Here is a 13,358-nt window from a genome sequence, read left to right on the forward strand (position 1 = left end):
AGAAGTTGGCATGCTTACATCTCTCGCGAATTTGTCCGCCGGCGACTGGCCGTGGCCCCTATCCAACCTAGATAGGCGTGCACCGCCCGCCCGGACATCTCTTCGCAAAGGATCCCACCATGCCCGAACAGATCACGTTGAACGACGGCGCGACCATTCCTCAACTTGGCCTTGGCGTGTGGCAGGTCGATCATGACATCACCGCGCAGGTCGTGGGCTGGGCAATCAAGGCCGGCTACCGGCTGATCGACACCGCGCAGAGTTATCAGAACGAGGAGGGCGTCGGCGAGGCGATCCGTGGTGCCGCCGTGCCGAGAAGCGAGCTGTTCATCACCTCGAAGCTGCGCAACGGTGCCCACCAGCGCGATGCGGCGTTACGCGCTTTCGACGATACGATGAAGAAGCTCGGCATCCAGCAGATCGACCTGTTCCTGATCCACTGGCCTGTGCCCAGCCAGGACAAATATGTCGAGGCCTGGAAGACCCTCATCGAGCTGAAGCAGGCCGGTCGCATCAAGTCGATCGGTGTTTCGAATTTCAACAGGGACCATCTGGAGCGCATCATCGGCGAAACCGGCGTGACGCCCGTCGTCAACCAGATCGAATTGCATCCGCGCTTGCAGCAGCGCGAACTCAGGGATTTCCATGCTGGGCATAGCATCCATACCGAAAGCTGGAGCCCGCTCGGCAGCGGCCGGCTGCTCAGCGACCCGACCATTGCGGGCATTGCCAGGAAGCACGGCAAGTCCGCCGCCCAGACGATCATCCGCTGGCATCTCCAGCAAGGGTTGATCGTCATCCCGAAATCGATCCACCAGGACCGCATATCAGCCAATTTCGACGTCTTCGATTTCGAACTGGACGCCCAGGATTTGAAGGCGATCGCGGGGATGGATGCCGCTGACGGCCGGACGGGGCCGAACCCGGCGACGGCTGCATTTCTGTTCTGAGAGGATGAAGCTGCAAATCTCCCCCCTTGAGGGGGAGATGTCGCCGAAGGCGACAGAGGGGGTCGGTCCGACCTGACGCGACACCCTCTTTGCTGCAAAAAAGAGGCTGGCGCCTCACGCGCGGCAACCCCCTCTGGCCTGCCGGCCATCTCCCCCTCGAGGGGGGAGATCAGCAGCTTCACCGATGGCCCCTAAATCCCCGAGCCGTCCAACTGCCCGGCGTCGTCGCCCTCCCAAGGGGCAGGCATGGAGGCGCGGGCGAGGTTGGCCGAGGGTAGGGGCATCCAGCATTTCAGCTCCGGCTCGGCATATTCGATAACGCGGCCTGGAGAAGAATCAGAGGCGCGCCAGCCCTCTTCGGCAAACTGGTCGGCGCGCGACCAGTAGGCGAGGTCGACTTCCGCCGGTCCCTGTTCGGAGGGGCGGACCGTGACCAGGATCCGGCTGCCGTCCTTCGGCGCCGTCGACATGTGGCGCCACCGTTCGGGCTCGTCCATCGCGTTTCCTCCTCGCACTCGCCTTGCGCAGTCCGGGCTGGCAGTGGGCATTCCCGGAACTGCTCTTCGCATGAAGTGTCGCCTCGCGCTCCGGGCCGGTCAACCCCGGCTTTGCGCCAGACAACCGGTTTCGTGCGGCGGCAATGATGGGCGATGAGGGTGGCGACCGGCGTATACTTGTGGAGAGAACTTGAAAACGCCGGTCGCCATTTGGGGCGTTGGGGTGCATCACATTGGGGTCGCGATGCAGGGTCAGGCTACGCGGATGCCGAACGGCTTCAACCTGAACGCCGGCCCATGGTGAACAGGTGGTTACTATCCACAGGCTCGACGGCGATCGGTCGGCTGCACCAGTTGCGCCTTGCCCGCTGGTCCCTACCGAGGCAATTCACCGCTCCTCGCGGCTGTGCGCAACGCGAAGCCTCTGCCCGGTGCGGCTCGACGCGCCGCGATGGGGTTGATAAGCCCGTCTGCGAAGGGAGAGCCTGAGTCGAGACATGACCGTTGCGATCGAGATGGGCCACACCACGGCGGGCGCACCGGCGAACCTTGATCTCGAGGAGCTGCTGGCGACCCGTCTTCTGGTGCAGGGCAATTCGGGCTCCGGCAAGTCGCATCTCTTGCGCCGGCTGCTGGAGCAGAGCGCGCCCTGGGTCCAGCAGACCATCGTCGATCCCGAAGGCGACTTCGTGTCGCTGGGCGAGCGTTATGGCCATCTGGTGATCGATGCCGAGGAGCATACCGAGCGTGGCCTGCAGGCGGCCGGCGAGCGGGCGCGCATCCATCGTGTCTCCACGGTACTCAATCTCGAAGGGCTCGATGCCGAGAACCAGATGCGGCGCGCGGCCGCTTTCCTCGGCGGGCTGTTCGAGGTCGCGCGCGATCACTGGTATCCGATGCTGGTGGTGGTGGACGAGGCGCAGCTGTTCGCGCCGGCGGTGGCCGGCGAGGTTTCCGACGAGGCGCGCAAGCTTTCGCTCGGCGCCATGACCAATCTGATGTGCCGTGGCCGCAAGCGCGGGCTGGCCGGCATCATCGCCACACAGCGGCTGGCCAAGCTCGCCAAAAACGTCGCGGCCGAGGCGTCCAACTTCCTCATGGGCCGCACCTTCCTCGACATCGACATGGCGCGCGCGGCCGATCTCCTGGGCATGGAGCGGCGCCAGGCGGAAGCGTTTCGCGACCTGGAGCGCGGGCAGTTCATGGCGCTGGGGCCGGCGCTGTCGCGGCGGCCGCTCGGCCTGCGCATCGGCCCGACCGATACAAGCCCGCGCAACGGCACGCCGCGGCTGATGCCGCTGCCGGGGGCAGCGCTCGAGGACGCGCGCGCGATCATCCTGGCGGCGCCGCCGCCCGAGACGGCGCGCGCGCCGCGCCGGACGGCGTCGCCCGATCTGCTCGACCAACTGATGGCGGCGAAATCGGCGGCGCTGGAAATCCGGCCCGAGCCGGTGGAACCGCCGATCAGCGCCGAGGATCTGGCCGAACGGCGCGAGCGGGTCGACCGTGTGCTGCGCGCCGTGCTGGCGGAGCCCGATGCCGGGTTCCGCGTCATCGGCGTGCTCTACCAGGAATTCGTCGTGCGCTGCCGCATCGAGGGCCTCGCCTCGGTGGTGCCTGATCTGCCCGCGTTCCGCCGCATGCTGACGCGCGCGCGTGCCGGGCTGGGGTCCGAAACCACCGAGGACGATGCGTGGCGCGACGTCTCGGTCCGCGCCTCCCTGCTGCCCGACGACATGCAGGGCGTGTTCATGATGATCGCGCGTGCGGCGAAAGAGGGCTGGCCGTGTCCAAGCGACGCCGCGATCGCCCGCGCCTATGGCTCGCACTCGCTGCGCCGCGCCCGGCGTCTCCTGACCTATATCGAGGAGCAGGGCCTGATCGTGTGCCAGGTCGATGGTACGGGAAAACGCACCGTGACGCTGGTTGAACTCGCCTGGGCTACCGCACCCGGCGATCCCAATGCCGAGGAGGCGGAGCAGGGGAGCCTGGCGCTGTGAGGCGACTATGACGCGTTCAGCATCCGGCGGATCGCACAGGCTGCCCGACGGCAATGTTGCCCATGCGCGAGCCGGCTTCCGCAAGAGCTGGCGGAACGGCGCTGGCACGGCGGTGGTCCTGAGGTCACTCATCGGCTTCTGGTGAGGGTGGCGCGGCCGCCAGTTGTATCCGAGGCCGGACTAGGCCTGTTACATTAGCGAATGCTGATGAAATGGTGTATGGATGCGACAGCGGTCCCCGGCGATCGCGGTGTCGGGCTCCGCTTCAAAAAGATGGGAGGATGCCATGGCCGAAGCTGCAATGAACGTCACGAAACTGGAAGCCAAATCGCATGACAAACCGGACGAGGTGCGCTCGCCCGCCAAGACGCGCGTCGAAGTGGTGCGGCTGCCAGGCTACACGCTCGCGCGGATGAACATGGAGCCGGGCTGGCGATGGTCCGAATGCGTGAAGCCGGTGGTCAAGACCGACAGCTGCCAAGTCTCACATGTAGGCTATGTCGTGTCCGGGACAATCACAATCAAAATGAAGGACGGGACGCAAAAGACCTTCAGTGAAGGCATGTCCTACACGATCCCGCCCGGCCACGACGCCTGGGTGGAAGGCAAGGCACCGTTCCAGTGCATCGAAGTGCTGAGCGCCGAACAGTACGCCAAACCGGCCTAGGCCCGATCCGCGGATCAGCCTGCCTTGATATGTCGGCGCGTTCACAGAGCCGCACTGGAAGCGCTGTAATGGCCGAAGCGACGAAGCGCCGGCCAGACCAATTCGGCCGGCACGGGAACTTGGTCGGCCAACGCCAGGGCTTGGGAAGGGGTCCCAAGGCCTGGATACACCGGCACGAGCGCAGTTTCAGTGCCGAGGGCAATGGTTCGCGCCTTGGTAAGCCACGCTTTTTATTAGCATTATGAAACCAATGCGGTCGGCCTTCGTTGAGAGGCGCGAGGGCAGTCGTGACCGATCTCAGCGCCAAAGTCGCCGAAGACCAGAACAACGTCTCGGCAAAAGGACCATTTCAGCGTCTCCTCCGGACCATCGGCCCGGGTTTCATCACCGGCGCCTCCGACGACGATCCATCAGGCATCGGCACCTACAGCCAGGCCGGAGCGCAACTCGGGTTCTCTATCAGCTGGACGCTTCTCTTCACTTTTCCTCTCATGGCGGCGATCCAGGAGATAGCGGCGCGGTTAGGCCGAACCACAGGGCGGGGCATATCCGGCAATCTCTGCCGGCACTACCCGGTTTCGCTATCGTGGTTTATCGTTACGCTGGTGTTTGTCGCCAACGTCGTCAACATCGGGGCTGATCTCAGCGCCATGGGCGACGCTCTAAAGCTCCTGGTTGGTGGCCCGAGCTCGCTTTATGTCGTCCTTTTCGGTGCGATTTGCATCTCGGCGATCGTGTTCCTGAACTATTCGAGATACGTCACCGTCCTCAAATGGACGACACTCAGCCTGTTTGCTTATGTCGGTGCCCTTTTCCTCGCGCATGTATCATGGGGTGACGCGGTAAGCGGCATTCTGATTCCCCGCATAAGCTGGAACGAGACCTTTTTCACGACGCTGCTTGCAATCCTGGGCACGACCATTTCGCCTTATCTGTTCTTCTGGCAAGCCTCGGAAGAAGTCGAGGAACAGCAACTCGATCCCAAGGCCAAGCCACTCCGTTGGGCGCCCTGGCAGGCCTCGCCGGCGTTTTCACGCATCCGCGCCGACACGCTGATGGGAATGGCCTTCTCGAATCTGATCGCGATCGCAATCGTCATCACCAGTGCCGCAACCCTGCATAAGGCCGGGGTGACGGATATCGGTTCTTCGACAGACGCCGCAAAGGCCTTGGAGCCGGTGGCCGGCCGTTTCGCGTTCATAATCTTTGCCGCTGGAATCATTGGCACCGGGCTGCTCGCCGTGCCTGTCCTCGCAGGCTCGGCCGCCTACGCGGTGGGCGAAGCTTTTCGCTGGCCAGTCGGTCTTGAGCGCCGGCCCAAGGAAGCTGTCGCCTTTTACGCCACCCTGGCGAGCGCCGGGGCCTTGGGGATGGGGATCATGTTTACACCGATCGACCCCATCAAGGCGCTTTACTGGAGTGCCGTGATCAATGGCGTCTGTGCGGTGCCGGTGATGGCGGTCATGATGCAGATGACCCATCGCCGGGAGATTATGGGAGAATTCCCCGTGCAAGGCTGGCTACGCGCGCTTGGATGGTTATCCACGCTGGTCATGTCGCTCTGTGTCCTGGGCTTGGTCGTGCAATGGGTGCTCTGAGCTAGCGCTTCTCAGTTTTTCGACGGTGATGTCGCACAGTCGGCTCTGGCACGAGATGGACACCGCGCCATGGTGAGGCGACTCGATCAGTTCCCGCCAATCGGATCGAGCAAGCCGAAGATCGAGACGAGCAAGATCGCGGCAAGGCCGAGGCCTATCTCGGCCAGCGTGCCTGTCCGGATTGCGGCGAGGGCGGAGGCGCGGTGTCGGCCGAGGCGCGGCACGAACCAATAGCGGTTGAGGATAGCTGCCGCCGTCATAAGGAAGACGACGACGATCTTTGCCGTCAGCAGCGCCCGGTAGGTAGGGGAGATGCCGAGTGGCCAGCCGACGATGAACAGGCTATTGCCGATACCGGACAGGATCGCCAGCGCAACAGCCCAGTGGCCGGCGGTCGAGAAGCGGCGCAGTGCCACCGTCGCCTCGGCCTTGAAGGGCGGCTGGCCGAATTGCGCGAGCACAATGAGTAGCGGCGGCAACGCGCCTATCCATGCGCCGGCGGCAAGCACGTGCAGGACGTCGTTGAGCGGATGAACAACGCCTTGCCAGCCGCCCTGCATGACCGCATGTCCGCTGAAGGCGAGCGCGGCCAGACCGAGCGCTGCCGCGCCGGCGGTCGCTGCCGTCTTGAAGCGGGCAGGAGACAATTGCGAAAAGACAAGGATGACGACAGCCGCGAGTTGCGCCAGCCATGCCGTCCCGACGCTGGTCGTCATCAGCACATCGGTCAGTACCCGCCCGTTCACCGCATCGGTCCAGCCGTCGCCGATCATGGCGGTCTGGATCGGCAGGGCGAGAAGCGTGGTGGCCAGCGCAAGCCCGACCGCAACGAGGCGGGAACCAGCCAGCCGGTCCGCGATCGGCCCGGCCAGGCGCCGAGGCACAAGCGCCGCCAGATAGCCGAAGCCGCCCCAGAGCATCATCAGCGCCGCATCGTGAACGAAGCGGCAGGCCATAAGGAAAGTGTCCGGCATCATCGGGCGGCCGGGGGAGGCAACATTGGGCGGTCCGTCATCACGAAAGCGAAAAGAGGGGGCATGATCGTGGGCCCCTCTGATCGATCACGGCTTCACGGTGAACTTATAGTCGCCATGCGTCTTGTGGCCGTCCTGCGACAGCGCATGCCACTCGACCTTGTAGGTGCCGGCGGCGAGCCCGGCGGGAAGATTGACCATGAACGTCTTGTCGCCGTCCATCAGCATGTCGCCATCGGTCTTGACTTGCTTCTTGTCCGGTCCGATGACGTTGACGCCGGTGAACTTCAGGTTGAGCTCCTCGCTGAATTTGAGGTCGAGTTCCGTGGGGGCGTCTTTCACCGTGCCGTTGATCGGCGGCTGGGCAGCTTCCAGATGGGCATGGGCATAGGCGGTGCTCGAAAGCGTGGCGGAGGCGGCGATGAAAGCAACTGCGAGCAAGATGTTGCGCATGGATCTGTTCCTTGGTGTCCTAAGAACGGGATAACGCGACATTTCCAAGCGCGCTGCCCAAGAGCAAGGCATTTAAGGCCAAGGCGTCAAACAAACGCGTGATCCGGGCCTGCACCGCCCCTCGCGAATTGCAGCCATCGGGCGGGCAAGTGTCCGCTTCCGCCCAGATCAGCCGTTCATCCTCTATCGCTCCTCCACAATCCGCAGATACGCCGCCGTCACGAACAGCACGATCAGCCCGAACAGGATCCGTCTCGCACCCTCCGGCATCTGCAAGATCGTCAGCAGCGTCGTCAGCACGGTCAGGATGAGTGCGCCTATGATGGTGCCGGTGTAGCCGCCGCGGCCGCCGAAGATGGAGGTGCCGCCGATCACGGCCGCCGCCACCGAAGGCAGCACCAGGGGTTCGGCGAGTGACAGGGACGGGGCCTTGATCAGGCCGATATAGAGCAGGCCGGTGATGCCGGCGAGCACGCTCGAGGTGATGTAGAGCGCGGTGATCACCTGCCAGTATTGCACGCCGGAGAGGCGCGTGGCGCGCTCATTGTCGCCCACGGCGTAGAGCAGGCGGCCGAAGCCGGTGCGGGCCAGCGTGAAGACGATGAGGGCCGCCAGCGGCACGAACAGCAGCAGGGCGTTGGGGAAACCCCAGGTGACGCCGGTGCCCAGCCAGTTGAGGAAATCGGGTATCTTGGCGCCCGACGCGATCACCGTGCGCTGGTAGACCTGCAGGCAGCCGGTGCCGATCAGGCTGGTGCCCAGCGTCATGATCAGCGGGTGGACGCGGAAGACGCCGACGCCGACGCCGTTGACGAGCCCGATCAGCACCGCCGGCATCATCGCCAGCAGGAAGGCGATAGCCGGGTCCTGATTGACGATCTGCGTCGCCATGATGAAGGCGCTCATCGTCGCCACCGTGCCCACCGACAGGTCGATGCCGCCGGTCAGCATGGTCATGGTCTGGCAGCCGGCCAGGATGGCCAGCGGAATGGCGAATTTGATGGTGTTGGCGATCCAGCGCTCGTTTACGATGCCGGGGCGCAGGATCTGCAGGATCACCACCAGGATGACGAGCAGGAGGATCAGCGGGACCAGCGGCCGGTCGGCCATGAAGCGCTTTATCCGGCGGCCGAAGGGAACGGGCTGGGTGATCGCGGTGGTGCTCATGAGGCGGCTCCTGTTCGCGATAGGGTGGCGCAAGCGACGCGTCTACCCCTTCTCCCCTTGTGGGAGAAGGTGGATCGGCGCGTAGGGCCGAGACGGATGAGGGGTGCTGGAAGGAATGAGGCGTCGGTGCCTTCTGGAGCACCCCTCATCCGACCTCGCTTCGCGAGGCCACCTTCCCCCACAAGGGGGGAAGGAAGAAAGGCGCGCCGATGCCTTCCCATCATTGCCGCCCCCGCATCGTGATGAACGCGCCGAACATCACCACGGCGACCATGATCAGCCCTTCGATGATGGCGGTGACGTTGGGGTCGATGGCGAGCAGCGTCAGGTCGGTGCGCACCAGGCGCAGCACGAAGACGGCGACGATGGGGCCGAGCAGGCCGCCCTTGCCGCCGCCGAGCGCCACGCCGCCCAGCACCACGGCGGCGACGCTGGCCAGGAGATAGGGACCGGGAATGGGCGCGCCGATGCCGGTGCTCATGGTCAGAGCCAGCCCGCCGAAGGCGGCGAACAGGCCCGACAGCGCATAGGCGATGATGCGGGTGCGCTTGACCGGAACGCCGCTGCGGAACGCCGCCAGTTCGCTGGAACCGATGGCGTAGATGGAGAGGCCAAGGCGTGAGCGCCTGAGCGGTATCCAGATGATCGCGAGGCAGACGATCAGCACCAGCAGTGCCTTCGGGACCCAGGCGTCGACGGCGTCGGGCAGGCCGGGTATCGGCACCGTGCCCGAGATCAGCGCCTTCAGCCACTCGGCGGCCGCGCCGCCGGGCGCTTCGAGCACCAGAAGGGCGGCACCCTGCAGCACGAAAAGCATCGCGAGGGTGACGACGATGTCGGGCACGCGGGTGACGACGATGAGCAGGCCGTTGAGCGCGCCGAGCACGAAGCCCATGGCGAGCACGAAGGGCACGACGAACAGCGCGTATTCTTCCGACGCGCCCGCCATCATCGAGGCGGCGGTGACGCTGGTCAGTGCCATCATGGCGGCGACCGACAGATCGATACCGCCGGCGATGACGACCACGGTCTGCGCGGCGACGGCGAAAGCATAGGGCAAGACGGCGCGGGCGAGCGAGCCGAAATCGCCGCTGCCGTAGCCGGGCTGGATCAGCTTGGTGACGATGAACAGAACGATGAGCAGGGCGAACAGGCCCGATACCCAGCCCTGACGCCGCAGGAAATGGTTCATGGCGCGGCCTCCGGCGCATCGGAGGCATTGGCCGACGTCGAATCCGACGGATTCGCCGAGGGATCGGCGAGAATGCCGATATCGGCCTTGGCGCCGCGCGGCAGGCCGTAGGCGGCGCGCATCAGCGCCGGTTCGTCGGCTTCCTCGACCGGGAAGATATCGACGAGGCGGCCACCGAAGATGACGATGACGCGGTCGCAGACGCGCTGCACCTCTTCCAGTTCGGACGTATAGAACAGCACCGACTTGCCGTGGCCGGCGAGCTCGCGCAGCAATTTGTAAATCTCCTGCTTGGTGCCGACATCGATGCCGCGCGTCGGGTCGAAGCACAGGATGGTGCGGGCGTCCGCGGCGATCCAGCGGGCGATCGTCACCTTCTGCTGGTTGCCGCCGGACAGGCGCTGCACCTCGCCTTGCGCGCGGGTGTCGATCTGCAGCCGCTGGATGGCGCTGAGTACCGTGGCGCGCTCCCTGCGCATACGAATAGGCCCCCAGTTGCGAAGAGCCGCACTGAAGGGAAGGGCGATGTTCTCGCGCACCGAACGCTGCATGGCGAGCGCCTCGGAGCGGTCGCCCGGCACATAGGCGATGCCGGCACGGATGGCGTCGATGGGGTGAGAAAACTTCGCCGGCTGGCCGTCGACCTCGATCGTGCCGCCCGACGGCTTGATCGAGCCGGCAAGGGCCGCGAACAATTCGTCCTGGCCCTGGCCTTCCAGTGCCACGACGCCGGCGACCTCGCCATCGGCGAGATCGAAGGAGACGTCGTTGAGCTTGGTGCCGACGCGCAGATTGCGCACGGCAAGCCGGGGGCGGGCAAAGGCGGGCGCTGCCTTCTGGGCGGCGGTGCGGGCGGCGACGTGGGTTTTGACGATGCGGGTGCCGAGCATCAGCTCGACGATCTTTTCCTCGACGCCCGGCTCAATGTCGACGACGCCGACGGTTGCCCCGTCGCGCAGCACGGTGGCGCGGTCGCACAGCGCCGCGATCTCGACGAAGCGGTGCGAAATGAAGATCACGGCGCGGCCGCTGTCGCCCTGGCGCCGCACCACCTCCAGCACTTTTTCGGCGAGGTTGGCGGGGAGCGCCGCCGTCATCTCGTCGAGCAGCAGCACATCGGGCTCGACGGCCAGCGCGCGGGCCAGGTCCAGCACGCGCAGAATGGCCAGCGGAATGTCGCGCGCGGTGTCGCGGAGATCGAGGTCAGGAATGCCGAGTTCGCGCACCCAGGCGCGGAATGGCTCGACCGGCGTGCCGGTGAGCCGCAGATTGGACAGCACGTCAAGGTCGGGGATCAGCGACGGCTCCTGGTAGACGGGCAGCAGGCCGGCGCGGCGCGCGGCGGCGGGCGAGCGTATGTCGCGGGCCTCGCCACGGATCAGGATGCGCCCGGCATTGGCCGAGATCGCTCCGGTCAGGATCTTCACCAGCGTCGACTTGCCGGCGCCGTTGGCGCCCATCAGCGCGTGCACCTCGCCCGGCAGGACGGAGAGCGACGCGTTGCGCAGCGCGGCGACCGCGCCGTAATTCTTGGCGACGCCGGAGGCGTCGAGGAGAGGATTTGCGGTCAATCGTTCGGGTCTCGGTTGTGGGACCAAATCAGTGCGAATGTCGGCGCCGCCCCTCACTGTCCTGCCGGACATCTCTCCCCGTAAAACGGGGAGAGAGAAGCTGGCCGCGATGCTGGTGCCCTTTTCGAACATTGAAGGGTGGCGAAATCGACGACGAGTGTCCCTCTCCCCGTCATTATACGGGGAGAGGATGCCGGCAGGCAGGTGAGGGGCGGCGCCGACGGATGGCCGTCAGCAGCCCAATTACTCGCCCGGGCCCTTGCAGGCGACGATCTGGTCCTTGGTGTAGGTCGTCCAGTCCGGGATCATGATCGAGACCGGCCATTCCGGGCTGAGCGAGGGATCGGCGGCGGCCTTCAGCTTGGCCTTGCCTTCTTCCGTGGCGTTTTCCCACAGCTGCGGCTGCACCAGCACGGTGTGCTCCGCCGGCTTCTTGCCGTCGAGGATCTGCAGCGCCAGTGTGACGCCGGCACCGCCGATCGAGCCGGGGTTGGTCACCGCCGCGCCGACGAGGCCCTTGACCGAGCTCAACTGGCCGACGAAGCCGGCATTGTCGGCACCGACGATCGGCACCAGCGGCGCCTGCGATTCGACCAGGGCGTCGACGATGACGTTGTCGATGCCTGAGGTCCACACGCCGTTGAACGGCGTGCCGGTGGCCAGGAACGACAGCATCTGCTGCTTGGCCTGGTCCTGCTGCCAGCCGGTGAAGACTTCCTGCGCGACCTTCACATTGGGGAATTCGGCCAGCGCCTTCTTGAAGCCTTTGTCGCGGTCGCTATCGGCCGAAGCGCCGGCGGCGCCGCGCATGTAGAACACCTCGCCCTTGCCGCCCATCTGCTGGAACAGCCACTTGGCGCCGAGATAGGCGTATTCCTCCTGGTTGTTGGAGATGATGTAGGCCGACGGCTCGGTGACCGCCTGGTCGACGGCGACGACGACGATGCCGGCCTTGGTGGCTTCCTCAAGCCCCGCCTTGATGCCGGCCGGATCGGCGGGGTTGACGACGATGGCGTCGACCTTGGCGCTGATCAGGTTGCGGATGTCTTCCAGCTGCCCGGCGGCATCGGTGTTGCGATGGGCGATGTTGAGCTTGGCGACCTCGCCGGAAGCCAGCGCCTGCGCCTTCATGGCGCACACCATCTCCTCGCGCCAGCCATTGCCCTGCACGGTGTTGGAGATGCCGATCGTGTACTTGCCGGCGGCCGACGACACGCCTATCGAGGCCAGCAAGGCAGCACCCGCAAGCAGCGGGACCATGGTCAGGATTTTCTTCATTTCAGTACTCCTCCACATTGTTTTTCAGTTTCAGTTCAACCCGTTAAAGCGTGCCGCTGACAAACTGAGTCACGCAGCGCGCTTCAATTCATTTGACGAGGGGGCGCAGCACGTCGCGGGCAAGCAGGAAGCCACGCTTCACATGATCGTCGCTGCCTTCAAATCGCCTGTCCTCGTGTTCGATGATGATGGATCCGTCATAACCGGCACGATAGAGCCCGGAGAAGAAACCGCTCCAGTCGACATCGCCCAGCCCCGGCATGCGCGGCACCTGCCAGCCTATGCCAGCCGAAAGGATTCCGCGCTCGTACAAACCGTCATGATCAATCATCAGGTCCTTGGCGTGGACATGCAGCATGTAGGGACCGAATTCCCTGATGAAGCGGGCCTGATCGATCATCTGCCAGACCAGATGGGAGGGGTCGAAATTCATGCCGATATCGCCGCCCCAGGTCTCCAGGATCCGGCGCCAGATCTGCGGCGAATAGGCGATGTTGTGCCCGCCCGGCCATTCGTCATAACTGAAGATCATCGGGCAGTTCTCGAAGGCGAGCTTCACGCCGTGGTCGCGCGCAAAGGCGACGATCTCGGGCCAGACCTTAAGAGCGTCCTGCCAGTTGACGTCGATGGGCTTGGCGGCATCGCCGCCGCAGAAGGTGTTGACCAACGGCGCGCCCATATTGGCGGCCAGCACGATCACCTTCTTCAGATGGGCAATAACCGCCTCGCGGTGCGCGGCATCGGGATGCAGCGGGTTGGGATAGTAGCCGAGGCCGGAAACGGAAATGTTCTTCTCCGCCAGCGAGGCGACGATCTCCTTGGCTTGTGCGGGCGAGGTGGAGGCGGCGTCGATATGGCTGGTGCCGGCATAGCGTCGGCTGGCGCCGGAGGATTTCGGCCAGCAGGCGATTTCCAGCGCCTCGAAGCCGACCGAGCTGGCCCAGCCGGCGACATCGCCAAGCGGCGTCTCCGCGAACGGTGCGGTGAGCAGTCCAAGTTTCATCATGCCTC

The 13,358-nt window shown here is 65.1% G+C and carries 13 protein-coding genes; 5 read left to right on the forward strand and 8 right to left on the reverse strand.

All coding sequences use genetic code 11. From position 1 onward, the window contains the following. The first annotated feature begins 119 nt into the window (after positions 1 to 119). A complete protein-coding gene (locus tag FJ958_RS08475) occupies positions 120 to 950 on the forward strand; it encodes an aldo/keto reductase (protein ID WP_140741488.1) in 831 nt (276 codons plus the stop codon). Positions 951 to 1,141: 191 nt separating this feature from the next. Here FJ958_RS08475 and FJ958_RS08480 read toward each other — a convergent pair whose 3' ends face one another. Next, positions 1,142 to 1,447: a hypothetical protein gene (locus FJ958_RS08480; protein ID WP_140611998.1), complete on the reverse strand. Its 306-nt coding sequence runs from the start codon at positions 1,445 to 1,447 to the stop codon at positions 1,142 to 1,144. Between the two features lie 497 nt (positions 1,448 to 1,944). Between FJ958_RS08480 and FJ958_RS08485 the strand changes: the two genes are divergently transcribed. The 4 genes from FJ958_RS08485 (at position 1,945) to FJ958_RS08495 (ending at position 5,712) form a co-directional block, all read left to right on the forward strand. Beyond that, positions 1,945 to 3,447, forward strand: a complete 1,503-nt coding sequence (locus FJ958_RS08485) for an ATP-binding protein (RefSeq protein ID WP_140741490.1) — start codon at positions 1,945 to 1,947, stop codon at positions 3,445 to 3,447. Between the two features lie 7 nt (positions 3,448 to 3,454). After that, positions 3,455 to 3,592 (forward strand): hypothetical protein, encoded by a 138-nt coding sequence (locus tag FJ958_RS31540; protein ID WP_181176330.1) that lies wholly within the window; start codon positions 3,455 to 3,457, stop codon positions 3,590 to 3,592. A gap of 141 nt (positions 3,593 to 3,733) precedes the next feature. Next, positions 3,734 to 4,114, forward strand: coding sequence for a cupin domain-containing protein (locus FJ958_RS08490; protein WP_140741492.1), 381 nt, complete (start codon positions 3,734 to 3,736; stop codon positions 4,112 to 4,114). Positions 4,115 to 4,401: 287 nt separating this feature from the next. Beyond that, positions 4,402 to 5,712 (forward strand): divalent metal cation transporter, encoded by a 1,311-nt coding sequence (locus FJ958_RS08495; RefSeq protein WP_140741494.1) that lies wholly within the window; start codon positions 4,402 to 4,404, stop codon positions 5,710 to 5,712. Between the two features lie 86 nt (positions 5,713 to 5,798). On the opposite strand, the gene copD is transcribed toward FJ958_RS08495, so the two are convergent. The 7 genes from copD to FJ958_RS08530 all read right to left on the reverse strand — a co-directional run bounded on the left by copD (position 5,799) and on the right by FJ958_RS08530 (position 13,353). Further along, on the reverse strand, positions 5,799 to 6,689 hold the full coding sequence (copD, locus tag FJ958_RS08500) for a copper homeostasis membrane protein CopD (RefSeq protein ID WP_140741496.1): 891 nt from the start codon (positions 6,687 to 6,689) through the stop codon (positions 5,799 to 5,801). Between the two features lie 84 nt (positions 6,690 to 6,773). Beyond that, complete coding sequence (copC, locus tag FJ958_RS08505) at positions 6,774 to 7,139, reverse strand: copper homeostasis periplasmic binding protein CopC (protein ID WP_140741498.1); 366 nt, start codon at positions 7,137 to 7,139, stop codon at positions 6,774 to 6,776. 183 nt (positions 7,140 to 7,322) lie between these two features. Beyond that, positions 7,323 to 8,306 (reverse strand): ABC transporter permease, encoded by a 984-nt coding sequence (locus FJ958_RS08510; protein WP_140741500.1) that lies wholly within the window; start codon positions 8,304 to 8,306, stop codon positions 7,323 to 7,325. Between the two features lie 220 nt (positions 8,307 to 8,526). Further along, positions 8,527 to 9,498 (reverse strand): ABC transporter permease, encoded by a 972-nt coding sequence (locus FJ958_RS08515; protein ID WP_140741502.1) that lies wholly within the window; start codon positions 9,496 to 9,498, stop codon positions 8,527 to 8,529. Next, on the reverse strand, positions 9,495 to 11,069 hold the full coding sequence (locus FJ958_RS08520) for a sugar ABC transporter ATP-binding protein (protein WP_140741504.1): 1,575 nt from the start codon (positions 11,067 to 11,069) through the stop codon (positions 9,495 to 9,497). The genes FJ958_RS08515 and FJ958_RS08520 overlap by 4 nt, the downstream gene beginning before the upstream one ends. Positions 11,070 to 11,312: 243 nt before the next feature. After that, positions 11,313 to 12,347 (reverse strand): ABC transporter substrate-binding protein, encoded by a 1,035-nt coding sequence (locus tag FJ958_RS08525; RefSeq protein ID WP_140741506.1) that lies wholly within the window; start codon positions 12,345 to 12,347, stop codon positions 11,313 to 11,315. An 88-nt stretch (positions 12,348 to 12,435) separates the two neighbouring features. Beyond that, positions 12,436 to 13,353, reverse strand: coding sequence for a sugar phosphate isomerase/epimerase (locus tag FJ958_RS08530; protein WP_246679550.1), 918 nt, complete (start codon positions 13,351 to 13,353; stop codon positions 12,436 to 12,438). Positions 13,354 to 13,358: the final 5 nt, after the last annotated feature.

The organism is Mesorhizobium sp. B2-3-5, assembly GCF_006442395.1.
GTDB lineage: Bacteria > Pseudomonadota > Alphaproteobacteria > Rhizobiales > Rhizobiaceae > Mesorhizobium.

What these genes read in the sequence shown, in the direction of transcription:
- FJ958_RS08475 (WP_140741488.1), top strand. Translation starts at nt 120, where the DNA reads ATGCCCGAACAGATCACGTTGAACGACGGCGCGACCATTCCTCAACTT.
- FJ958_RS08480 (WP_140611998.1), bottom strand. Translation starts at nt 1,447, where the DNA reads ATGGACGAGCCCGAACGGTGGCGCCACATGTCGACGGCGCCGAAGGAC.
- FJ958_RS08485 (WP_140741490.1), top strand. Translation starts at nt 1,945, where the DNA reads ATGACCGTTGCGATCGAGATGGGCCACACCACGGCGGGCGCACCGGCG.
- FJ958_RS31540 (WP_181176330.1), top strand. Translation starts at nt 3,455, where the DNA reads ATGACGCGTTCAGCATCCGGCGGATCGCACAGGCTGCCCGACGGCAAT.
- FJ958_RS08490 (WP_140741492.1), top strand. Translation starts at nt 3,734, where the DNA reads ATGGCCGAAGCTGCAATGAACGTCACGAAACTGGAAGCCAAATCGCAT.
- copD (WP_140741496.1), bottom strand. Translation starts at nt 6,689, where the DNA reads ATGATGCCGGACACTTTCCTTATGGCCTGCCGCTTCGTTCACGATGCG.
- copC (WP_140741498.1), bottom strand. Translation starts at nt 7,139, where the DNA reads ATGCGCAACATCTTGCTCGCAGTTGCTTTCATCGCCGCCTCCGCCACG.
- FJ958_RS08510 (WP_140741500.1), bottom strand. Translation starts at nt 8,306, where the DNA reads ATGAGCACCACCGCGATCACCCAGCCCGTTCCCTTCGGCCGCCGGATA.
- FJ958_RS08515 (WP_140741502.1), bottom strand. Translation starts at nt 9,498, where the DNA reads ATGAACCATTTCCTGCGGCGTCAGGGCTGGGTATCGGGCCTGTTCGCC.
- FJ958_RS08525 (WP_140741506.1), bottom strand. Translation starts at nt 12,347, where the DNA reads ATGAAGAAAATCCTGACCATGGTCCCGCTGCTTGCGGGTGCTGCCTTG.
- FJ958_RS08530 (WP_246679550.1), bottom strand. Translation starts at nt 13,353, where the DNA reads ATGATGAAACTTGGACTGCTCACCGCACCGTTCGCGGAGACGCCGCTT.